General features: G+C 64.0%; 18 protein-coding genes and 1 pseudogene. 10 read left to right on the forward strand and 9 right to left on the reverse strand.

Annotated elements, in window-relative coordinates; genetic code table 11:
- Positions 1-33: 33 nt before the first annotated feature.
- Both GA0061098_RS05100 and GA0061098_RS05105 read right to left on the reverse strand, forming a co-directional pair.
- The gene (locus GA0061098_RS05100) at positions 34-942 is read right to left on the reverse strand and encodes an amino acid ABC transporter substrate-binding protein (RefSeq protein ID WP_091954392.1); all 909 of its coding nucleotides are present in this window, start codon (positions 940-942) and stop codon (positions 34-36) included.
- A gap of 29 nt (positions 943-971) precedes the next feature.
- Positions 972-2,132, reverse strand: coding sequence for an aminotransferase class V-fold PLP-dependent enzyme (locus tag GA0061098_RS05105; protein ID WP_208610621.1), 1,161 nt, complete (start codon positions 2,130-2,132; stop codon positions 972-974).
- Positions 2,133-2,371: 239 nt separating this feature from the next.
- On the opposite strand from GA0061098_RS05105, the gene GA0061098_RS05110 reads away from it, so the two are divergent.
- Positions 2,372-3,166, forward strand: a complete 795-nt coding sequence (locus tag GA0061098_RS05110; RefSeq protein ID WP_091954395.1) for an IclR family transcriptional regulator — start codon at positions 2,372-2,374, stop codon at positions 3,164-3,166.
- 295 nt (positions 3,167-3,461) lie between these two features.
- Here the strand turns inward: GA0061098_RS05110 and GA0061098_RS05115 are convergent, their stop codons facing one another.
- The 3 genes and pseudogenes from GA0061098_RS05115 to GA0061098_RS05130 form a co-directional block, all read right to left on the reverse strand.
- A complete protein-coding gene (locus GA0061098_RS05115; RefSeq protein ID WP_018319867.1) occupies positions 3,462-3,737 on the reverse strand; it encodes a DUF3303 domain-containing protein in 276 nt (91 codons plus the stop codon).
- A 156-nt stretch (positions 3,738-3,893) separates the two neighbouring features.
- On the reverse strand, positions 3,894-4,574 hold the full coding sequence (locus GA0061098_RS45940; RefSeq protein WP_245323157.1) for a YybH family protein: 681 nt from the start codon (positions 4,572-4,574) through the stop codon (positions 3,894-3,896).
- 926 nt (positions 4,575-5,500) lie between these two features.
- A pseudogene (locus GA0061098_RS05130) lies at positions 5,501-6,677 on the reverse strand (patatin-like phospholipase family protein).
- Between the two features lie 201 nt (positions 6,678-6,878).
- On the opposite strand from GA0061098_RS05130, the gene GA0061098_RS05135 reads away from it, so the two are divergent.
- The 3 genes from GA0061098_RS05135 (at position 6,879) to GA0061098_RS05145 (ending at position 10,184) form a co-directional block, all read left to right on the forward strand.
- Positions 6,879-7,655 carry an acetoacetate decarboxylase gene (locus GA0061098_RS05135; RefSeq protein WP_091954401.1) on the forward strand — a complete coding sequence of 259 codons (777 nt, stop codon included), beginning with the start codon at positions 6,879-6,881 and terminating at the stop codon, positions 7,653-7,655.
- Positions 7,656-7,766: 111 nt separating this feature from the next.
- Entirely contained in the window at positions 7,767-8,783 is a 1,017-nt protein-coding gene (locus GA0061098_RS05140; protein ID WP_091954404.1) for a transporter, read from the forward strand.
- Positions 8,784-8,819: 36 nt separating this feature from the next.
- Positions 8,820-10,184, forward strand: coding sequence for a carbohydrate porin (locus tag GA0061098_RS05145; protein WP_245323158.1), 1,365 nt, complete (start codon positions 8,820-8,822; stop codon positions 10,182-10,184).
- On the opposite strand, the gene GA0061098_RS05150 is transcribed toward GA0061098_RS05145, so the two are convergent.
- The 3 genes from GA0061098_RS05150 to GA0061098_RS05160 all read right to left on the reverse strand — a co-directional run bounded on the left by GA0061098_RS05150 (position 10,181) and on the right by GA0061098_RS05160 (position 13,695).
- Positions 10,181-11,476 (reverse strand): MFS transporter, encoded by a 1,296-nt coding sequence (locus tag GA0061098_RS05150; RefSeq protein ID WP_091954410.1) that lies wholly within the window; start codon positions 11,474-11,476, stop codon positions 10,181-10,183. The genes GA0061098_RS05145 and GA0061098_RS05150 overlap by 4 nt on opposite strands.
- A 112-nt stretch (positions 11,477-11,588) precedes the next feature.
- On the reverse strand, positions 11,589-12,785 hold the full coding sequence (locus tag GA0061098_RS05155) for an acetyl-CoA C-acyltransferase (RefSeq protein WP_091954413.1): 1,197 nt from the start codon (positions 12,783-12,785) through the stop codon (positions 11,589-11,591).
- A 139-nt stretch (positions 12,786-12,924) separates the two neighbouring features.
- Positions 12,925-13,695, reverse strand: a complete 771-nt coding sequence (locus GA0061098_RS05160) for an enoyl-CoA hydratase (RefSeq protein WP_091954416.1) — start codon at positions 13,693-13,695, stop codon at positions 12,925-12,927.
- Positions 13,696-13,849: 154 nt separating this feature from the next.
- On the opposite strand from GA0061098_RS05160, the gene GA0061098_RS05165 reads away from it, so the two are divergent.
- Positions 13,850-14,383, forward strand: a complete 534-nt coding sequence (locus tag GA0061098_RS05165; RefSeq protein WP_091954418.1) for a PaaI family thioesterase — start codon at positions 13,850-13,852, stop codon at positions 14,381-14,383.
- A gap of 64 nt (positions 14,384-14,447) precedes the next feature.
- Positions 14,448-15,065: a TetR/AcrR family transcriptional regulator gene (locus GA0061098_RS05170; protein ID WP_091954421.1), complete on the forward strand. Its 618-nt coding sequence runs from the start codon at positions 14,448-14,450 to the stop codon at positions 15,063-15,065.
- A gap of 81 nt (positions 15,066-15,146) precedes the next feature.
- Here GA0061098_RS05170 and GA0061098_RS05175 read toward each other — a convergent pair whose 3' ends face one another.
- The gene (locus tag GA0061098_RS05175) at positions 15,147-16,055 is read right to left on the reverse strand and encodes a LysR family transcriptional regulator (protein ID WP_091954424.1); all 909 of its coding nucleotides are present in this window, start codon (positions 16,053-16,055) and stop codon (positions 15,147-15,149) included.
- Between the two features lie 101 nt (positions 16,056-16,156).
- Between GA0061098_RS05175 and GA0061098_RS05180 the strand changes: the two genes are divergently transcribed.
- The 4 genes from GA0061098_RS05180 to mmsB are packed head-to-tail and all read left to right on the forward strand — an operon-like array spanning position 16,157 to position 20,800.
- Positions 16,157-17,653, forward strand: coding sequence for a CoA-acylating methylmalonate-semialdehyde dehydrogenase (locus GA0061098_RS05180; RefSeq protein WP_091954427.1), 1,497 nt, complete (start codon positions 16,157-16,159; stop codon positions 17,651-17,653).
- A 22-nt stretch (positions 17,654-17,675) separates the two neighbouring features.
- On the forward strand, positions 17,676-18,821 hold the full coding sequence (locus GA0061098_RS05185; protein ID WP_091954430.1) for an isobutyryl-CoA dehydrogenase: 1,146 nt from the start codon (positions 17,676-17,678) through the stop codon (positions 18,819-18,821).
- A complete protein-coding gene (locus GA0061098_RS05190) occupies positions 18,818-19,885 on the forward strand; it encodes an enoyl-CoA hydratase/isomerase family protein (RefSeq protein WP_091954434.1) in 1,068 nt (355 codons plus the stop codon). Before GA0061098_RS05185 ends, GA0061098_RS05190 begins: the two co-directional genes overlap by 4 nt.
- A 6-nt stretch (positions 19,886-19,891) precedes the next feature.
- Positions 19,892-20,800, forward strand: coding sequence for a 3-hydroxyisobutyrate dehydrogenase (gene mmsB / locus GA0061098_RS05195; protein WP_338307191.1), 909 nt, complete (start codon positions 19,892-19,894; stop codon positions 20,798-20,800).
- Positions 20,801-20,871 lie beyond the last annotated feature (71 nt).

Here is a 20,871-nt window from a genome sequence, read left to right on the forward strand (position 1 = left end):
AGGATTTCCGTGCGAGACGGTCAGCTCCATCAATCAGTCGACAGCATCGCTGGGATGCGCGATCCGTGCCATCAACTCGTCCGTGAGCGGGAATGCGAGGTTCTCACTCTTGGGCGGAATCGGCTTGGTGAACCATTTCGCGTAGGTCTTCTCGAACTGGCCGGATGCCATTTGCTTGGAGAGGACGTCGTCGACGAGGCCCTTGAACCCGGCATCACCCTTCGTGAACATCAATCCATAGTAGATCTTTGCGTATCCCTCGGGAAGGAACAGGAGCGCGTCCGGATTTGGCGCGGCAGCCTTGAGCCCGGCAAGGAGGATATCGTCCTCCATGAAGGCGGCCGCACGGCCGGTGTTCAACATCAGGAAGGATTCCGCATGGTCCTTGGCCTGGACGATGTTGAGGCCGAGTTGCTCCTTGGCGTTGACGCTCTGCGCGAAACCGACTGCATTGGAGCCTTGGGTGACGACAATCGTCTTGCCTTTTAGGTCGCCGGCGGTCTTCACGCCGCTGGTGGCCTTGACGAGCCATCGCGGTTGGCTGACGAACGTCGCGACCGAAAACGAGACCTGTTCCTGCCGCTTCTTGTCGTTCGCGGTGCCGCCGCACTCGATGTCGACGGTCCCGCTCTGGATCAGCGGAATCCGGTTCGAGGAGTTCACTGGCGTGTAGCTGACTTTGAGGTTGGGCAACTTCAGCTCCTCCCTGATGCGATCGACGATCGCCGCGCAGAGATCGAGCGAGAAGCCGATGGGCTTCTGATCGGGCCCGAGGTACGAGAACGGTATTGAAGCCTCACGGTGGCCGATCGTGATTGCGCCGCTGGATTTGATCTTATCGAGCGTCGGGCTGTCGGCTGCCGCGGAGGGACTCGGGCTGACGGCAAGCAGTATGGCCAGCAGTCCCGAGAGAAGTCCGAGCATCTGAACAAGCTTCTTCATGGTTTTTCCCTTCCCATCGGTTGTCGAAGTCAAGCTGCGGCGGAAGGGCGTCCGAGCCCTCGCCGGCGGATGACGTCGATCAGGCGATCGATGTCGGTGGCGGTGTTGAACATGCCGAGCGAGACGCGAATGCCATCCCGTTCGGGTGACACGCGCACACCGTTCTCCTCGAAATGGCCAAGCCAATCCGATGCCGGCAGGGCGATGACGTAGATATGCGGAGCGCGATGCTTGCGCTCGCGCGGGCCAACGAGGCGGACGCCCAGCTCGTCCAGGCGCGCGATCAGGTGATCGCCGAGGTCGAAGCAGTGGTTCTGGATGTTCTGCACCCCGATCTGCTCGATCATGTCGAGCGAAGCACCCAGTGCATGGACCGCGGGCAGATTGAAGTTGCCGAGCTCAAAGCGCCTGGCGGCGGGCGAGGGCGCCATTCTGTCGGCACGCGCGATGAGATCATCGGGGATCTCGGCGAGGCTCGCGGCCGCCAGATAGGCCGGCTCCATCTCTTTGAGCGTCTTGTCCCAATAGAGAAGCCCGAGCCCTTGCGGAACCAGCAATCCCTTGTGGCTGCCGGAGCCGATGAAGCTTGCGCCAATCGCCGTCGCGTTGACCGGCACCACGCCGATTGCCTGCATCACGTCCACCACGAAGTAGAGCTTCTTCCTGGTGCACATCGCGCCGACGCTCTCGATGTCAAAGCGGTGACCGGCGTGGAAGGTCACGTGCGACATAGAGATCGCACGCGTTTTCTCGTCGATGAAAGGCGCAAAGCTGTCGGCATCGACGACGTCAGTCATCGGGATGAAGCGGACCTCGACGCCCTTCCGTTGCAGATGGAGGAATGCGTAGGCGTTGTTCGGATGATCGCCGTGGATCATCAGGACATTGTCGCCGGCCCGGAGCGGCAGTGCGTTTGCCGCGACGTTCATGCTTTCCGACGTGTTTTTCGTGAAGGCGATTTCATCCGCCGTCACGCCGAGAAAGCGAGCGACCTTGGCCCGGGTCTGCTCCACCCGGTCGAGCCAGACGCTCTTCGGTCCGGCCGTCTCGAAGCCCTCGCGAAGGAAGAGCTCGATCGCGGCCTTCACCGGGCGCGCAAGCGGGGTTTGAAACCCGGAGTCCAGATAGACCATTCGTTCGACAGCGGGGAATTCCTTCCTCACGGCGTCCACGTCGTAGTGACGAGACATGCACATCTCCTGTTGGCGCGCCGCCAGCGACTTGGCTCTCGGCCAAGCGGCGGAGCGAAACTCTGGGACCGGCGAGACTGCGTTGCACAATTTCTGGTCAATCACCGGCAGCGCTGAGAATATGAGCTTTGAGAATTTCGACAAACAAATTTTTCGATTTTCAATATATTCTATTCCGAAAAATGATAATATGAGGCGTTGATCTTGATCTCGCAAGCAAATTTGGCCGGGTGGGGACAATGACGAAGCGCATTCAGAAGGACGGGCCATTGGATCGTGCCTTCGCGATCGTTCGGCACGTTGCCGACCAACGCAAAGCCGTCTCGGCGGCAGAGATCGCAAAGGCTCTCTCGCTGCCGTTGCCGACGGCGCACAGGCTGATCGGAAATCTCGAGGACCGCGGACTGCTTCAGAAGGCGTTGGGGACCAAGCGTTACGTTGTCGGAAACCAGCTCGTCACACTGTCCGCGGCCGTCATCGGAGCGGCCTTCCGCACCGCGCGACGGCACGCGGTGCTTCGGGCGGTTGCGGGAGAGATCGGCGAACAGTGCGAAATCGGCGTCGTCCGCGACAACGTCGTTGCCTATGTCGACAGCGTTCGCGTTTCGGAGCCGCAAGGTCTTCAGTTCAATCCGGGAGAAGCGGCGCCGCTACACTGCACGTCGACCGGAAAGATCTACATGAGCAGACTGCCTGAGCGGACGAGGGCGAATTTGTGCCGCGCACTCCCTCTGACCAGATACACGGAAACGACGATCGTCGATGTCCACGGACTGATGAAGGTCCTCGAGGACACGCGGCAGAAGGGCTGGGCCAAGACAAACGAAGAATACGTCAAGGGCGTTGTTGGGTGCGCCGTCCCCATTCTGTCACCCGATCGAGAATTGATCGCTTGCCTGGGCGTCTCGGTGCCGGTGGCGCGCGTGAGCTTCGTCGAACTGGACCGGTTCATCGCGCCGCTTCAAAAGGCGGCCGCCCTGCTGTCGGAGACCATTCTGCAGGTTGAAGACGACGACGGGGCGGATGGCCAATGATGAAAGCAGCGCTCTCGCTGGCGCGCTGGTTCTCCCCATGATTTGGCTGGGCCAGCACGAAAGGCCGCGCGCCAATCGACCGCCTCGAGCAATGGGAGATTCGGCCCCTGTCTGAGCGCTAAAGCATGATCCGGAAAAGTGCGCAGCGGTTTTCCGAAAAGATTATGCTTAAACAACAACCTAAAGCGCGATGACGATTCACCCTGATCGCATCGCGCTTTAGCGGCGACGTCACCACGGTCGAGCACGTCACCACCGCCGGTTTCAGCGGCGGCAGCGACGTGAGTATTTATGATCAACGCTTGGGGAGCGACGCCATCACCTCGCCCGCGTCTCCGTCCTCAAGGCAGGGCGTGACGGTCAACGGGAGCAGGTCAGACCATTGCGCGAGCCAACGATACATGGCTTTTGGATCACTCGATTCAGAGATCGCAAATCCCTGTCCATTCATGCCATGCCAGCGACCCAGCATCTTGACGCCCTCGGGTGGTGCGCCACCGGTCTCGAGAAAGCGGGCGACGGCTGCATTGAAGGTGCCTTGAGGTACGCTCCAGGTGGTTATGAATTTCATGCGATTCTCCCATGACTAGAATTATCGGATGAATGTTGCGGCTGCGCCGCATGCGCACGATAGCGCCTGCGTATCGAATGACAACGGCGAATGAACACGCGCGTCGGTTTGATCCCTCCTGCTTTCTGCGCAAGCGCTTGTTTGGACGTAAGACGGCTACTTGCCGTCGTTCCAGATGTCGGTGGCGAGCTTCCAGTCGTCTCCGACCTTTTCCCAGACGACGACATACTTTCCGGTCACGTCCTGCGGTGTCGATCCCTTGGTCTTCAGGACGAACGTGCCGATCTCACGGGCCGCGGAAGAACCGAGTGGCTTGACATCCACCGTTGTGAGCTTCGGATCGGTCACTTGTTCAGCCATACTTTTCCACATGACCTCGATGGCTGGTCGGCCCTGCACCATCGCGGAGCCGGGCGGGAGCGCGGTCGCATCGGCGCTGTAGAGGGACGCAATCCCGGAAAAATCTCCCTTGTTGAACATCTCGATCCATTTCGCATTGTTTGCTTCGATCTCGGCCTTCTGAGCCAAAGCCGGCGCGCTCAACGAGATCACGATTGCAATCGCCGATGCAATGTTGCGCATGATCATCTCCAGACTTAATGTACGATACAAACAAAGGGGCAGTCGTCTTGTCTCGACGTGGATGCATAGAATGGCCCATCCCAGACCGGGGCAGACGCAACGGCAATTCCGGAGAATTACCGTCAGCACCATTGACGAAGCTTCGCAGTAGAAATTGACGGGCAATTGACCTGACGAGTACTCCATGTCGCGGCTCGAACGCTTGACCAGGCGCGCTCTTCGTCCCTGGCGGGCGCGGCCCGAAGCCGCCTCCATGGCGTCAGCTCATCGTCACGTGAGAGTTGAGTGCACTGTCACCGCAATTCCTGGGGCTAAGCCGGCTCCCGACAAGCTGGAGTTTCAGGCGCGCCGCACTATTGCATCGAATATTCAGTCACGGTGACACTCGCCCGCCGCCCGTCGGGCAAAACACCCTGTCAATCCCTCCGCGCAAAAACATTCTTGTTTACCGAATTTCGGATATGGCGTATCCATGGCCCATCCCGCCCGCCATAAGGGGCGTTTCGCGATCGTCACGAGACGGGCCGGGAGGCGGTGGCCGCGACGGCGTCGGCGCGATGGGCAGGCTGCAGGGCGGGATCCCCGTGAGCAGCGGCACGCGCGATACGACACGGCGCTGACGGCGTCCTCGGTTCGGCCTCGATGGTGAGCGCACGCAAGCCATCGGGGACAGGAACGGGGACGTGCGCGGACGGCAAAATCGTGTGGTCCTGACGCCCGGGGTCTGTGCGTCAAGTGTTGCGGTGATGTTGCGGCCCAACCGGGTCTGCACATCAGTCATCCGCAAGGCGACGGGGGCAATAGTGCATCGCTCCCCGGGGAGAGCGCGACATAAGCCGTAAAGCCATTCGCGCAGGGAAGGCCGGTCGCCCGGCTGAACCTGTTGTCCACCCCGTGCGCGTCTTGTTCGCACACGGGACCGCGGGTGCCAGCCGGCATCCGGCCTTCCCTGCGCCCTTTCTGAACAAGAAGGGCAACGAAGAGAGCAAAGCTCGGGCGAAATGAACCGCGAGAATGCGAAGCCGTGTCTGCGAGGTCGTAGGATGGGTAGAGCCCTTGCGAAACCCATCATGGTTCGACGTTGAAGAAGCGTTGATGGGTTTCGCTTCGCTCTACCCATCCTACGAGCGAGCTCTCGTGCCCCTGACGCAGCGCGTCTGGGACACGAGAGCTTCGGCCTCTTACGCGCTCTCCGTCTCCCGGTGCACGTCGTGGACCACGAGGCCCATGCCTTCCTCCGGCATCTTGATCCAGTCGCGGCGCTTCAGCGTGCGCTTGGTGTCCTCATAGCCGCTGGTCCAGTGCTCGCGCATCGAGGTGCCCGAGAATTCGTGGTCCTTGGCGTCGCCCTCATAGGCCTTCTGCTGGTAGATCAGATGCAGGATCGCGATCTCCGGCATGTGGCACAGGCTCGCCTTCAGCTTGCGCTCCTCGTCGGACAGCTGCTCGTCCGGCAGCTTCGCCAGCGCCTTGTGGAGCAGGACCTTGAGATTGTGGGTGCGGCGATAGACGTCGGTGTTGTGGCGCGTGCGCGAGGAATACATGATGTCCTTGTGGCGGGCCATCACGTCTTGGATCGAGCGCGGCAGCACGCCGCGCGCGCTGAAAAGGTCGACCTGGAACACCAGCGAGTTGAGCGCATCCTCCTGGTCGAGCAGGTGCTGCAACGGCGTGTTGGAGACGATGCCGCCGTCCCAGAAATGATCGGTGCCGATCCGCACCATCGGCAGCGCCGGGGGCAGGGCGCCGGAGGCCATGATGTGCTCCGGCTCGATCTCGTCATGGGAATTGTCGAAATAGATGAAATTGCCCGAGAGCACGTTGACCGCGCCGACCGCGAAGCGGACCTTCTTCTCGTTGATGAGATCGAAGTCGACCAGCTCGAGCAGGCTCTCCTTCAGCGGCATCGTGTCGTAGTAACTGGTCGCGGTGCGCGCGCCGACCGGGCTGAACCAGGGGTTCATTTGGTGCGGGGTGAAGAAGCCGGGCTGGCCCATCGCCGAGGTCATCCACGCGCTGGTGAGATTGCGCCACTGGCGGAAGATGTCGCCGTCGGGCGTGTAGTGCCAGATCTTGCGGTTGGTGATGCGCTCCCAGAAGATGCGCAGCGCCTCGATCCGCTTCTCCGGCTTGTTGGCCGGCGATGATGGCGGAGTTGATCGCGCCGATCGAGACACCGCAGACCCAGTCGGGCTCGATGCCGGCCTCGTGCAGCGCCTGATAGACGCCGGCCTGGTAGGCGCCGAGCGCGCCGCCGCCTTGCAGCACCAGCGCGACGCGATCGCAGCGCTCGGGCCGCCAGCCCCGCGAGGGCGCCTGATGTGTCTGATAGGTCGGTTGCGACGTGCGGGCGTCCATGGCGATGCCTCCTGCTTGCGCTAGACGATTGCGTCCCGCGGTGACGGCGTGATGACAGAGGCGGCACCGTTGCATCGCCGGCAACGCAGATCGACCACGCTGCAATGGTAGGGGGTCGTGTGCCTGACGGAAAAGCTTCACATCGCAGTCAATGAGGATCGCTAGCAATTGCCGCCGATCAGGATTCACAGGAGACCAGCGATGCGAAGCGAAGACGTGCTGAGACTTCCGTCCATGCCCGCGGCAGGGCCGAGCTATCCGGCGGGGCTGTATCGGTTCGTCAACCGCGAATTCCTCGTCATCACCTACGAGACCGACCCGGAGCTGATCCGCGCCGGTTTGCCCGAGCCGCTGCAGCCGATCGACCAGCCGATCGTGCATTACGAATGGATCAAAATGCCTGACTCCTCCGGCTTCGGCAGCTACACCGAATCCGGCCTCGTCATCCCCGCGCGCCTCAACGGCGAGGACGTCAACTTCGTCTCGCAGATGTATCTCGACGATCCGCCGATCGCCGCCGGTCGCGAGATCTGGGGCTTTCCCAAGAAATACGCCCACCCCAAGCTTGAGATCGTCAAGGACACGCTGACGGGCACGCTGGAATATGCCGGCCAGCTCGTCGCCATGGGTACCATGGGCTACAAGCACGAGAGCATGGCCGGCAATGGCGATCTCACCCGCGCCACGCTGTCGAAGACGCAGATCAATCTGAAGATGATCCCGGGCGTCGACGGCCGTCTCGAGGTCTGCCAACTGGTCGCGATCAACCTCGTCGACATCGTGCCGAAGGGCTCCTGGATGGGGCCGGGCCGGCTGCATCTGGTGCCGCATGTCAACGCGCCGGTCGCGGATTTCCCGGTCCGCCGCTGCCTCGGCGCGCATCATTACATCGCCGACCTGACGCTGCCGTTCGGCCGCGTCGTGCACGACTACATCAGGCAAGCCGAGGCGGCCGCGACGGGGCTCGCGGCGGAATAGGGCGGCATCATCAAACTGTAACACTGGCGTAATTGAGTACCCGCGTGGGGTCCGGAAGATGCCGTCAGCCATCTTCCGGAATGGGGCAGTTGTTGACGGTTGGGGTTGGCCATGGCTGAGCCGGCAAAGCTTGTCAGCGCACTATCGGACGGCGAACCCGCCATTCCCGGCCTGGTCTGGGCCTTCCGCCTGCACAGCGACGGCAGTGCCGAGGCGCTGCCGGTCGACCGGCCGATCGAGTTCAGCCATGACGGCCGGCTCTGGCTGCATTTCACCCTGACTGACGCGCGGGCACGGCCCTGGATCGCGGCGTCGCAGCTGCCGCCGCTGGCGCGCGAGCTGCTGCTGTCGAGCGACACGTTCCAGCAGCTTCACGTCATCGACCACTGCGTCTACGGCGTGTTCTCCGATCTCGTGCGCGAGATCGACAGCGCGACGGAGGAGACCGCGTTCCTGCGCTTCGCCATGACCGAGCGGCTGCTGGTCTCCGGCCGCCACCAGGCGCTGTGCTCGGCGGACGCCACGCGGCGGGTGCTCGAAGGCGGCTACCGCGTCGACAACGTCGCCCATCTGCTCGAAAAGATCGTCGACGAGGTCGCCGACACGCTTGACCGGATGGCCGACAAGCTCGGCGAGGAGATCGACGACATCGAGGAGCGCATCCTGGCCGATGACGCCAAGCCCGAGATGCGCCGCAATCTCGGCCGTCTCCGCCGTACCTGCGTGCGGCTGCATCGGCAGCTCACCGGATTGCGCACGCTGTTTCACCGTCTCGATCAGAAGAACACCGATCATTTGTCGCCGGCGTTGCGGATCCAGGCCGGCAAGCTCGCGCAGCGGCTCGATGGCCTCGATCACGACATCGTCGAGCTGCGCGAGCGCAGCCGCCTGCTCGAGGAGGAACTGCGGTTCAAGAACGAGGAGGAGAGCAACCGCCATCTCCACACCCTCTCGATCGTGACCTCGCTGTTGCTGCCGCCGACGCTGATCACCGGCATTTTTGGTATGAACACAAAAGGCCTGCCGCTGACCGAGGTCGAGAGCGGATTCCTCTGGGCCGCGGTGCTGATGGCCTCCTCGGTGGCTGCGGCCTATTTCTTCATGCGGCGCACCGGCATCTTCAAGTAGCGTGTGTCGATCGTGAGTTGGGGGACCCAAATATCCGTGGCGGCCGCCCTTGCGCTGGCCTGCACGGCGACGAGCGCGCTCGCCGGTGCCAAGGACGAGAGCGCGGCCGCATGGCTGTTTCCCAAATGGTTCAACGAATGGCATGACGGCCTTGCCGGCAAGGGCCTGAATTTCGGCGCCACCTATATCGCAGACAATATCGCCAACGCCGCCGGCGGCGTGAAACGCGGCGCCATCCATTTCGGCCGGCTCGATCTGTCGGTCGATGCTGATCTCGACAGACTGGTTGGCTGGACCGGCGGCCGCTTTTACGCCAATGCTTTCGTCATCTACGGCCAGGGCCTCTCCCGCAACTACGTCCAGAACCTCGCCACCATCAGCGAGATCGAGGCGCTGCCGGATCAGCGGCTCTACAATGCCTATTTCGAGCAGAGCTTTTTCAATGATCGCCTGAACATCCGGGCCGGCCAGCAGGCCGCCGATGTCGAGTTCTTCGACAGCCAGACCGACGATCTCTTCATCAACGGCACCTTCGGCTGGCCCGCGATCAAGGCGTCCAACCTTCCGGCCGGCGGACCGGCGCCGCCGATCGCGGTGCCCGGCATTCGCATCAAGGCGGCGCTGACCGACAAGATCATCGCGTATGGTGCGGTGTTCAACGGCGATCCGTCCGGGCCCGGCGGTGTCGATCCGCAGCTGCGCGACCATCATGGTCTGGCATTCCGCATCAACGATCCGCCGTGGGTGATCGCGCAGGTCCGCTTCAACTACGACATCGATATCGGCGGCCGCCCGCTCGCCGGCAATTTCACGCCGGGTGGGTGGAAGCATTACGGCTCGTTCGACAGCCAGCGTTTTACGGCAGAAGGGATGTCGATCGCCGATTCCGGCGGCAGCGGCATTCCCGCAAAGCTCAAAGGCAATTACGGCATCTTCGCCGTGATCGAGCAGGTGCTGTATCGCCCGCCTGAGGTCACCGAGAACAGTACGTCGGCCTCGCTCCCCGGCATCACCACGTTCGGCCGCATCGCCTACAGCCCGCCGGATCGCAATCTGATCGACCTCTATATGGACGGCGGCATCGGCTTCGTCGGCTTCACGCCGGGCCGCCCGCTCGACCGCTTCGGCGTGGCGATGGCCTACATGCGGATCTCGAACCCCGCGCGCAATCTCGACGTCGACACGCAGGCCTTCACCGGCATCCGGAGCCCGGTGCGCAGCAACGAGACGCTGATCGAGATGATCTACGAGGCGCACATCAAGCCGGGCTGGCTGATCGCGCCTTACTTTCAATATGTGTTCCGCCCCTCGGGCGGCGTTGCAAATCCGAACGACCCGAGCGGTGTTTCGCGGATCGGTGACGCCGCAGTGTTCGGCGTCACCTCTACGCTCCGGTACTAGGCCGAGGCCGCCGCCGGCTGCAGTTTCGGCTGCCGCGACAGCGCCAGCACGATCAACGAGGCGAACACGCAGAGTGCGCCGGCGATGAAGAACGCGGGCAGGTAGCTCTCATAGACCGTCCGTGACAGGCCCGCACCGAACGCCGCGGTACCGGCGCCGAGCTGGTGGCCCGCAAAGATCCAGCCGAACACCAGATTGGCGCGCTCGGGCCCGAACTTTTGCGCGGTGAGGCGCACCGTCGGCGGCACGGTTGCGATCCAGTCGAGCCCGTAGAACATCGCGAAGATCGACAGGCCGTAGAACGAGAAATCGCTGAACGGCAGGAAGATCAGCGAGAGCCCGCGCAGGCCATAGTACCAGAACAGCAGGTAGCGGTTGTCGTAGCGGTCCGACAGCCAGCCCGACATGATGGTGCCGAAGAAGTCGAAGATGCCCATAGCTGCGAGCAAGCTCGCCGCCTGCACCTGCGGGATACCGAAATCGAGGCACATCGGGATCAGGTGAACCTGGACAAGGCCGTTGGTGGAAGCGCCGCAGACGAAGAAGGTCGCAAACAGGATCCAGAATGCCGTCGACTTCGAGGCATCGCGCAGCGTACCGAGCGCCACGCCCGTGATCGACCCGTGGGTCACGGGCGGGGCGGGCAGGGGCTCGGTGCCTTCGTCGCCGTACGGGCGCAGGCCGAGATCGCTCGGACGGTCGCGCATCGCGAGCAGGACGGCCAGCGCAGAGACGCCGAGCATGATGCAGACGAATCCGAGCGCGAGCCGCCAGCCATAGCGTTCGGTGAGGCTTGCGAGCAACGGCAGGAACACGAGCTGACCGGTAGCGACGCTCGCAGTCATGATGCCGACGACGAGGCCGCGCCTGTCTGCGAACCAGCGCGTGGCGATGGTTGCGCCGAGCACCAGCGCGGTCATGCCGGTGCCGATGCCGATCACCACGCCCCACAGTGCGACGAGCTGCCAGACCTCTGTCATGCCGAGGGAGAGCACGAGCGCCGAGACGACGATCAGCTGTGCCGCCAGCGTGACGTTGCGCAAACCGTAGCGGTTGAGCAGGGCGGCCGCGAATGGCGCCATCAGTCCGAACAGGATGAACCGGATCGACAGCGCGGAGGAGATCTCCGCCGTGCTCCAGCCGAACTCCTTCTGAAGCGGAACGATGAACACGCCGGGCGCGCCGACCGTGCCGGCGCTGATCAGCGCGGCAAGGAAGGTCACGCCGACCATCACCCAGCCGTAATGAATGTTGCGGCGGGACAATGCTGCCGCGAGCCAGTTCGAGATCATTGGGCCTCAATGTGGATTGGCGAGCCCGGTGAGACTCGCGTCATGGTTCCAGTCTGGCACGGGGAAGGGAAGTCTGAAATGACAGACTTCCCTCTATTTCGGACACCAGCGCTCAGCGCACCAGCCGCTCCACCGCGATCGCCGTGGCTTCGCCGCCGCCGATGCAGAGCGCGGCGATACCGCGCTTGAGATTGTTCGCCTCGAGCGCATGCAGCAGTGTCACGATCAGTCGCGCCCCGGTGGCCCCGATGGGGTGGCCGAGCGCGCAGGCGCCGCCATTGACGTTCAGCTTGTCGCGGGGAATGCCGAGGTCACGCTGCGCCGCCATCGCGACCACGGCGAAGGCCTCGTTGATCTCGAACAGGTCGACGTCGGAGGCAGCCCAACCGACCTTGTCGAGCAGCTTGCGGATCGCCGGGATCGGCGCCGTGGTGAACCATTGCGGCTCCTGGCTGTGGGTGGCGTGGCCCCTGATCTCCGCGAGAACAGGCAATCCGCTGCGATCGGCGAGCGAGCGTTTCGTCAGCACCAGCGCCGCCGCGCCGTCGGCATTGGCGGAGGAGGCGGCCGGCGTGATGGTGCCGTTGGCGCGGAACGCCGGCTTCAGGCCCGGGATCTTCGCCGGATCGACTTTCAGCGGATGCTCGTCATTGGCGACGATGCGGGGACCGGCCTTTTCCGCGAGCGTGATCGGCGCAATCTCGGCCTTGAACGCGCCGCCCTCGACCGCCTTGCGGGCTCGGCTGAGCGTCTCCATGGCATAGGCGTCCTGGTCCTTGCGGGTGAACTGATAGGCCTCTGCGGTCGCTTCGCCGAAATCGCCCATGGAGCGGCCGGTCTCGTAGGCGTCCTCAAGGCCATCCATCATCATGTGGTCGATGATACGGTCGTGGCCGACGCGATAGCCGCCGCGCGCCTTGGCGAGCAGATAGGGCGCATTGCTCATGCTCTCCATGCCGCCGGAGACGACGATCTCGGCCGAGCCGGCGCGAATGATATCGTGCGCCAGCATGGTCGCCTTCATGCCGGAACCGCAGACCTTGTTGACCGTGGTCGCGCCGGTAGCGTCGGGCAGCCCGGCCGCGCGCGCCGCCTGCCGCGCCGGCGCCTGGCCCTGTCCCGCCGGCAGCACACAGCCCATGAAGACCTCGTCGACTTTCTCGCGTGCAAGTCTTGCGCGCTCCAGCGCCGCGCCGATCACGTGTGACCCGAGCTTGTGCGCGGGGAGCGGCGAGAGCTCGCCCATGAAGCGGCCGAGCGGGGTGCGGGCGGCGGAGACGATGACGACGGGATCGGCGGCTTCGGCCATGATGGGACTCCCTGGCGATGATGTGTAAGATTATGATCATCATATGATGCGGTGCAAAAAATGCAACCGCGCCAGGGATGAGAAAATGTCTGGGCTCGGATGAGATTTGGTCGTGCGGTTGGGGAGAGGTGGCGCTCGCCTATCGCTTCCTGTTGACGAACGCCTGCATCAGCCGCGTCGGCTCGTCCGTCAGGAACGACTCGCCGAACACTTTCACGCTCAAATTCACCGACTCCGTCAGCGGCAGTTCCTCCCATTGCCGCAGCAGCGCCTTTTGTGATCGCAGCGCCTCCGGGCCGCATTCGAGCAGCGCTGCGACGAGGTGCTCGACTTCGGCGTCCAGGCCATCCGCCGCCGCGACCTTGTCGACCAGTCCCCAGGCGAGCGCGGTGGCTGCGTCGATGTTCTCCGCCGTCATCACCAGCCAGCGCGCGCGGGCCCAGCCGATCAGGCGAGGCAAGAGCGCTGCGTGGATCACCGAGGGGATGCCGACGCGCACCTCCGGCATTCCGAAATGCGCATCATGCGCGGCAATCCGGAAATCGCAGGCGGCCGCCACTTCGAGGCCGCCGCCAAGGCACCAGCCGGGCATGCGCGCGATCACCGGGGCAGGGAAGGAGCGCACGGCCTCGCAGAGATCGCGCAGACGGCTGATGAAGGCTTCGGCCGATCGTTGGTCGAGCTTGGCCATCTCCTTGATGTCGGCGCCCCCGATCATGCTCTTCTCGCTCTGGCCGCGCAACACCACGACGCGGATGCTTCGGTCGGATGCAAGCTGCTGCAGGCCTTCGCGCACGGCGTCGGTCACCGGCGAGCCGAGAATATTGAGCGGGCCGGCGTTGCAGATCGCGACATGAACGACGCCGCGCGCATCGCGCGTCACGCCGCAGTGGGGGTTGAGCATTTCCATCGTGGGATCTCGAAGGTTTCGTGGACCGGCGCGAGGCGCGCGGGTCGGTGCCACTTCCGGGCCGAAACGTCCTTATTGTCAAGCGGGGCGGGGGGCGAGTTGCAAGGGCGAAGTCCGTGGCATAGTATGACGAGTAACATACAAAAGGGATCCCATGACTGAACCCGACCAATTCGACCTGTTTTCGCCCGAGCAGCGTCGCGAGCGCGTGGTGGACTGGCAGGTGCCGGCGCCGGTCGCGAAAGTAGCGATGGGCCTGTCGGGCATGGACGCCATGCTGGGCATTCGCGATGGCCGGCTGCCGCCGCCGCCTTTTGCAAAACTGATCGGCTTCACGGTGGGGGTGGTCGAGCCGGGTCGGATCGTCATGGAACTGGAGCCGCGCGAGGATCTCGAAAACACCATCGGCCTCATCCACGGCGCGACCGCAGCTGCGCTGCTCGATACCGCGATGGGATGCGCGATCTCGACCCGGTTGGAAGCGGGGCAGAGCTCCGTGACGCTCGACCTGAAAATGACCTTCCTGCGTCCGCTCTCGGTTCGCTCAGGCCTGATCTCGGCCGAAGGCAAGGTGATCAAGTTGGGACGGCAGACCAGCTACACCGAAGGCTTCGTCCGGGACGGCAAGGGCGCCCTTGCGGTGCACGCAACTGCAACGTTTTCCATGATCGGAAGCAACTTAACATGAATTAATGCACCCTTTTCGTCATTTGCATGTTATGAGATGACCATCGACATTCAATGAGAACCGCATGCGCTACTCCCGGGAACACAAGCAGGAAACCCACGACCGGATCGTGAAGAGGGCCTCTGTGCGGCTGCGCGAAAAGGGCGCCCATGGCATCGGCGTGGCCGACCTCATGAAGGAGGCGGGCCTGACCCATGGCGGCTTCTACGCGCATTTCGATTCCCGCGAGGCGCTGGTGATCGAGGCGTTCGGTTACGCGATGGACCGCTCGATGGAGCACTGGCGCAAGATCACCGACGAGGTTTCGCCCGACAAGCGGCTGGCGATGATCGCGGAGGCCTACCTGTCGGCGTTGCATCGCGACAATCCCGGCCATGGCTGCTCGATTCCCGCTCTCGGTGCCGAGATCGCCCGCGAGAGCCCGAAGGCGCGAAAGGCCTTTGCCGGCAAGCTCGACGAGATGATCGAGGTGCTGGCGGACAATATTCCGAACATGCCGCGCAAGGCCGCACGCAAGCAGGCGGTTGCGACGCTGGCGACGATGGCCGGCACCATGCTGCTGGCGCGCATTGCCGGGTCGAGCGAGCTGTCCGACGAGGTGTTGAAGGTGGGCCGGGACAGTGCGCTGGAGGGCACGAAGCGCGAGCCGAAGGCGCCGGCGGTGAGGAAGGCGAAGAACTAAGCGTGCCCACGACTTCGTCGCTATCGGAGAGAGATGGTGGGCACGGCGCTTTGCGCCTTTGCCCACCCTACAGGACCGGTGCTACCGCCCCGCAAACAACGCCCGCTCGCGCTCCACGATCTCGCCGATGTAGTCCGCCACCGCCCTGATCCGCGCCAGATCCTTGCTGTCGGCGTGCATCAGCATCCAGAACGTCCGCGTGATCGAGATCTCCTCGGGCAGCACCGGCACGAGTTGCGGATAATCGCTCGCCATGAAGTGCGGCAGCACTGCGATGCCGAAGCCAGAGAGCGTGGCGTTGAGCTGCGCGATCAGATTGGCGCTGCGGAAGCGCGCCGAAATCCGCGGCGACACCTGCGGCAGATAATCGAGTTCCGGCGTGAACAAGAGCTCTTCGATGTAGCCGACGAAGCGGTGTTGCGGCAGATCCTGCCGCGAGATGATGTTCGGGAAGCGGTCCAGATAGGTGGGGGCCGCGTAGAGGCCGAGGCGGTAGTCGAGCAGCTTGCGGCCGACGATGCGACCTTCCTTCGGCATGGTCAGGCTGATGGCGATATCGGCCTCGCGCTTGGAGAGACTGAACAGCCGCGCGGTGGCCACAAGTTGCAGATCGAGATCGGGATACCGGTCGGCGAAGGGGGCCAGCCGCGGTGCCAGGAAGGCCGTGCCGAACCCGTCGGGCGCGCCGATCCGCACCGTCCCCGTCAGCCGCGCCACGGAGCCGCCGACCTGCTCCTGGTTGGCGACGATGGTCGATTCCATCGCTTCCGCGCTGTCGGCGACGCGCTGGCCGGCCTCGGTGAGGAGGTAGCCGGTCTTGCGCCGGTCGAACAGCTTTGCCGAGAGGTGCTTTTCCAGCCGGTCGACGCGGCGGATCACCGTGGCATGGTCGACCCCGAGCTGTTTTGCCGCAGCCGAGACCGAGCCGCCCCGCACGATGGCCAGCACGAAGCGAAAGTCGTCCCAATCGATAGCGCCTTGATCCAGCATTTTCGCACATCTATGGTGCATTATCTCAGACTTGAATCCTATAAAATGCAGGTCGATAGGATTTGTCAAAGCGTTCAAGCTCGGCCTCAAGGAGATCATTCATGCGTTCAGTCGGACATTTCATCGGTGGCAAGGAAGTAAAGGGCACGTCTGGCCGCACCGCCGACGTTTTCGAGCCGATGACCGGTGACGTCCAGGCCAAGGTGGCGCTGGCGTCCAAGGCCGAGGTCCGAGCCGCCGTCGAGAATGCCCGCGCCGCGCAGCCGGAATGGGCCGCGACCAACCCGCAGCGCCGCGCCCGCGTCATGATGAAATTCGTCGAGCTGGTTCAGCGCGACTACGACAAGCTCGCCGAGCTGCTCGCGCGCGAGCACGGCAAGACCGTGCCGGACGCCAAGGGCGACATCCAGCGCGGCCTCGAGGTCGCCGAGTTCGCCTGCGGCATCCCGCATCTGATGAAGGGCGAATACACCGAAGGCGCCGGCCCCGGCATCGACATCTATTCCATGCGTCAGGCGCTCGGCGTCGTCGCCGGCATCACGCCGTTCAATTTCCCGGCGATGATCCCGATGTGGAAGTTCGCGCCCGCGATCGCCTGTGGCAACGCCTTCATCCTGAAGCCGTCCGAGCGCGATCCCGGCGTGCCGATGCTGCTCGCCGAGCTGATGATCGAGGCGGGCCTGCCGGCCGGCATCCTCAACGTCGTCAACGGCGACAAGGAAGCGGTCGACGCCATCCTCGACGATCCCGATATCAAGGCCGTCGGCTTCGTCGGTTCCACCCCGATCGCCCAGTACATCTACGAGCGCGCCGCCCTGACCGGCAAGCGCTGCCAGTGCTTTGGCGGTGCCAAGAACCACGCCATCATCATGCCCGATGCCGACATGGACCAGGCGGTCGACGCGCTGATTGGCGCGGGCTACGGCTCGGCCGGCGAGCGCTGCATGGCCGTCTCGGTTGCAGTGCCCGTCGGCAAGGCCACGGCCGACCGGCTGATGGAAAAGTTGATTCCGCGTGTCGAGAGCCTCAAGATCGGCACCTCGATCGATCCGTCGGCCGATTACGGCCCTCTGGTGACCCGCGAGGCGGTCGAGAAGGTCAAGGGCTATATCGACATCGGCCTCAAGGAAGGTGCGACGCTCGCCGTCGACGGCCGCGGCTTCAAGATGCAGGGCTACGAGAAGGGTTTCTATCTCGGTGGTTCGCTGTTCGACAACGTCACCAAGGACATGCGGATCTACAAGGAAGAGATCTTCGGCCCCGTGCTCTCGGTCGTGCGCGCGCACGACTACAAGGAAGCGCTGGCGCTGCCGTCGGAGCATGACTACGGCAACGGCGTTGCGATCTTCACCCGCGATGGCGACGCCGCCCGTGACTTCGCGGCCAAGGTCAATGTCGGCATGGTCGGCATCAACGTGCCGATCCCGGTGCCGATCGCCTATTACACCTTCGGCGGCTGGAAGAAGTCGGGTTTTGGCGACCTCAACCAGCACGGTCCGGATTCGGTCCGCTTCTACACCAAGACGAAGACGGTGACCTCGCGCTGGCCGTCCGGCGTCAAGGAAGGTGCGGAGTTCTCGATCCCGCTGATGAAGTGATCCCCTTGAGAGCGAGGCTCATATGCAGTTCGCTCTGAACGAGGATCAGATCGCGGTTCGCGACATGGCGTTGGCGTTTGCGGCGGAAAAGATCGCGCCGCACGCGCTGCGCTGGGACGAGGAGAAGCATTTCCCCGTCGATGTGATGCGCGAGGCCGCCACGCTCGGCATGGGCGGCATCTACATCCGCGAGGATGTCGGCGGCTCCGCCATGACGCGGTTCGACGCGGCGCTGATCTTCGAGGCGCTGGCGACGGGCTGCCCGACCACCTCGGCCTTCATCTCCATCCACAACATGGCGTCCTGGATGATCGATGCCTATGGCAGCGACACCCAGCGCCACACATGGCTGCCGAAGCTCTGCACCATGGAGCTGATCGCCAGCTACTGCCTGACCGAGCCGGGCGCGGGCTCGGATGCCGCGGCGCTCCGCACCCGCGCGGTGCGCGATGGCGATCATTACGTTCTCAACGGCCAGAAGCAGTTCATCTCCGGCGCCGGCGGTACTGATCTGCTGGTCGCGATGGTGCGCACCGGCGGCGATGGCCCGGGCGGCATCTCGACCCTCGTCATCGACGGCAAGACGCCGGGCGTCTCCTTCGGCGCCAATGAGCGCAAAATGGGCTGGAACGCGCAGCCGACCCGTGCCGTGATGTTCGAGAACGCGCGTGTGCCGGTGGCCAATCGCCTCGGCGAGGAGGGCATCGGCTTCAAGATCGCGATGGCGGGCCTCGATGGCGGCCGCCTCAACATCACGGCGTGCTCGCTCGGCGGCGCGCAGACCGCGCTCGACAAGGCGCGTGGCTACATGAAGGAGCGCAAGGCCTTCGGAAAGCGTCTCGACGAATTCCAGGCGCTGCAATTCCGTCTCGCCGACATGGCGATCGAGCTCGAGGCCGCGCGCACCTTTCTGTGGCGTGCCGCCGCGGCGCTGGACCGCAAGGACCCCGATGCCACCATGCTATGTGCGATGGCAAAGCGCTTCGGCACCGATGTCGGCTTCGAGGTCGCCAACCATGCGCTGCAGCTTCACGGCGGCTACGGGTACTTGAGCGAATATGGGATCGAGAAGATCGTGCGCGATCTGCGTGTGCATCAGATCCTCGAAGGCACCAATGAAATCATGCGGCTCATCGTGGCGCGCAAACTGATCGAGGGCGCGCGATGAGTTCAGTGGAAGAGGGCGATCTGGTCGCCCGCGTCGAGGGCGCGGCCGGCGTGATCAGGCTCAATCGTCCCAAGGCCATCAACGCCGTCACGTTGGAGATGTTTCGCGACATCGACAAGGCGCTCGACCGCTTCGAGGCCGATCCGGCCGTCGCGGTGATCGTGCTGGAAGGCTCCGGCGAGCGCGGCCTCTGTGCCGGCGGCGACATCCGCACGCTCTGGGAGAGCTCGAAGGTCAACGGCGACCTCGGCAAGATCCTCTGGCGCGAGGAGTACATCCTCAACGCCCGGATCAAGAGATTCCCAAAGCCCTATATCGCCTACATGGACGGCATCGTGATGGGCGGCGGTGTCGGGCTCTCCGCGCATGCCAGCCATCGCATCGTCACCGATCGCACCAAGCTCGCGATGCCCGAGGTTGGGCTCGGCTTCTTTCCCGATGTCGGCGGCACCTATCTGTTGTCGCGCTCGCCGGGCGAAATCGGCACCTACTTCGGCCTGACCGGCCAGACCATGAACGGGCCCGACGCGATCCACGCCAAATTCGCCGACGCCGTGGTGCCAGCGGCCAAATGGCCGGAGCTGCGCGAGGCACTGACAAGGGTTCGTCAGGGAGTGACCGCGGCTGAGGTTACCAAGCTCATCAACAGTTTTACGACCGGCGATACCGCGGGGCCGGTGGCCGCAAAAGAGCCTGCTATCGACGCATTGTTCAGCTTCGACCGGATGGAAGATATCCTTGCCGCTCTGAAACGCGATGGCTCCGAGTTCGCGCTGGCGACGCTGAAGACGCTCAACGAAAAATCCCCGCGCGGCATGGTGGTGACGCTCAAGCTGCTGCGGCTGGCGCGCACCGCGTCGAGCCTGGAGGAATCCCTGGTGCGCGAATACCGCGCCGCACTGGAGGTGTTTCGCAGCGATGATTTTCGCGAGGGGGTTCGCGCTGCCGTGATCGACAAGGACCGCAACCCGACCTGGTCGCCGCCGCGGATTGAGGACGTGACGCCGCAAATGCTTGCGCCGTATCTCGCCGAGATTGGTGCCGACGAGCTGAAGTTCAACTAATCAACGATTGAAGCGGAGGAAACGACAATGGCCACGATCGCATTCATCGGTCTCGGCAACATGGGCGGCCCGATGGCGGCCAATCTGGTCAAGGCGGGCCACAAGGTGGTGGCGTTCGATCTCGTCGAAGCCTCGCGCAATCAGGCCAAGGCCGACGGCGCCGGCATCGCCGACAGCGCCGCGGGCGCGGTGAAGGGCGCCGATGTCGTCGTCACCATGCTGCCGGCCGGCAAGCATGTGCTCGGCGTCTGGAACGAAATCCTTCCCGCGATGACCAAGGGTGCGCTGGTCATCGATAGCTCCACCATCGACGTCGAGAGTGCGCGGCAGGCGCATGCGCTCGCCGGCAAGCACGGCGTGCTCTCGGTGGACGCGCCAGTCTCCGGCGGCACCGGCGGCGCCAAGGGCGCGACGCTCACCTTCATGTGCGGCGGCGAGGAGAACGCATTCGCGGCGGCAAAGCCGGTGCTGGAGAACATGGGCAAGAAGATCGTGCACTGCGGCGGGGCCGGCGCAGGGCAGGCGGCCAAGATCTGCAACAACATGATCCTCGGCATCTCCATGATCGCAGTGAGCGAGGCGTTTGCACTCGGCGAGAAGCTCGGGCTCTCGCATCAGGCGCTGTTCGACGTCGCCTCGACCTCGTCGGGCCAGTGCTGGTCGCTGACGACCTATTGCCCCGTGCCGGGCCCGGTGCCGACCTCGCCCGCGAACAACGACTACAAGCCGGGCTTTGCCTCGGCCCTGATGGTGAAGGATCTGACGCTGGCGCAGGACGCCGCGAAGGCTGCGGGCGCGGCCACCCCGCTCGGCAAGCATGCGCAGGAGATCTATCAGTCTTTCGACGCAGCCGGGCAAGGTGGGGTGGATTTTTCCGGAATTATCAAGCACGTTCGCAGCCTCGCTGGAAAATAGCGAGGCTTCGTAGCCCGGATGGAGCGAAGCGAAATCCGGGACAGCTGCTTCCAATGGCGTAGCCGGCCCCG

Source organism: Bradyrhizobium shewense (assembly GCF_900094605.1).
Classification (GTDB): domain Bacteria; phylum Pseudomonadota; class Alphaproteobacteria; order Rhizobiales; family Xanthobacteraceae; genus Bradyrhizobium; species Bradyrhizobium shewense.

Excerpts from the sequence above, each read along its gene's own strand:
- GA0061098_RS05100 (WP_091954392.1), bottom strand. The coding sequence starts at position 942 with ATGAAGAAGCTTGTTCAGATGCTCGGACTTCTCTCGGGACTGCTGGCC.
- GA0061098_RS05105 (WP_208610621.1), bottom strand. The coding sequence starts at position 2,132 with ATGTCTCGTCACTACGACGTGGACGCCGTGAGGAAGGAATTCCCCGCT.
- GA0061098_RS05110 (WP_091954395.1), top strand. The coding sequence starts at position 2,372 with ATGACGAAGCGCATTCAGAAGGACGGGCCATTGGATCGTGCCTTCGCG.
- GA0061098_RS05115 (WP_018319867.1), bottom strand. The coding sequence starts at position 3,737 with ATGAAATTCATAACCACCTGGAGCGTACCTCAAGGCACCTTCAATGCA.
- GA0061098_RS45940 (WP_245323157.1), bottom strand. The coding sequence starts at position 4,574 with ATGGAGGCGGCTTCGGGCCGCGCCCGCCAGGGACGAAGAGCGCGCCTG.
- GA0061098_RS05135 (WP_091954401.1), top strand. The coding sequence starts at position 6,879 with ATGCGAAGCGAAGACGTGCTGAGACTTCCGTCCATGCCCGCGGCAGGG.
- GA0061098_RS05140 (WP_091954404.1), top strand. The coding sequence starts at position 7,767 with ATGGCTGAGCCGGCAAAGCTTGTCAGCGCACTATCGGACGGCGAACCC.
- GA0061098_RS05150 (WP_091954410.1), bottom strand. The coding sequence starts at position 11,476 with ATGATCTCGAACTGGCTCGCGGCAGCATTGTCCCGCCGCAACATTCAT.
- GA0061098_RS05155 (WP_091954413.1), bottom strand. The coding sequence starts at position 12,785 with ATGGCCGAAGCCGCCGATCCCGTCGTCATCGTCTCCGCCGCCCGCACC.
- GA0061098_RS05160 (WP_091954416.1), bottom strand. The coding sequence starts at position 13,695 with ATGGAAATGCTCAACCCCCACTGCGGCGTGACGCGCGATGCGCGCGGC.
- GA0061098_RS05165 (WP_091954418.1), top strand. The coding sequence starts at position 13,850 with ATGACTGAACCCGACCAATTCGACCTGTTTTCGCCCGAGCAGCGTCGC.
- GA0061098_RS05170 (WP_091954421.1), top strand. The coding sequence starts at position 14,448 with ATGCGCTACTCCCGGGAACACAAGCAGGAAACCCACGACCGGATCGTG.
- GA0061098_RS05175 (WP_091954424.1), bottom strand. The coding sequence starts at position 16,055 with ATGCTGGATCAAGGCGCTATCGATTGGGACGACTTTCGCTTCGTGCTG.
- GA0061098_RS05180 (WP_091954427.1), top strand. The coding sequence starts at position 16,157 with ATGCGTTCAGTCGGACATTTCATCGGTGGCAAGGAAGTAAAGGGCACG.
- GA0061098_RS05185 (WP_091954430.1), top strand. The coding sequence starts at position 17,676 with ATGCAGTTCGCTCTGAACGAGGATCAGATCGCGGTTCGCGACATGGCG.
- GA0061098_RS05190 (WP_091954434.1), top strand. The coding sequence starts at position 18,818 with ATGAGTTCAGTGGAAGAGGGCGATCTGGTCGCCCGCGTCGAGGGCGCG.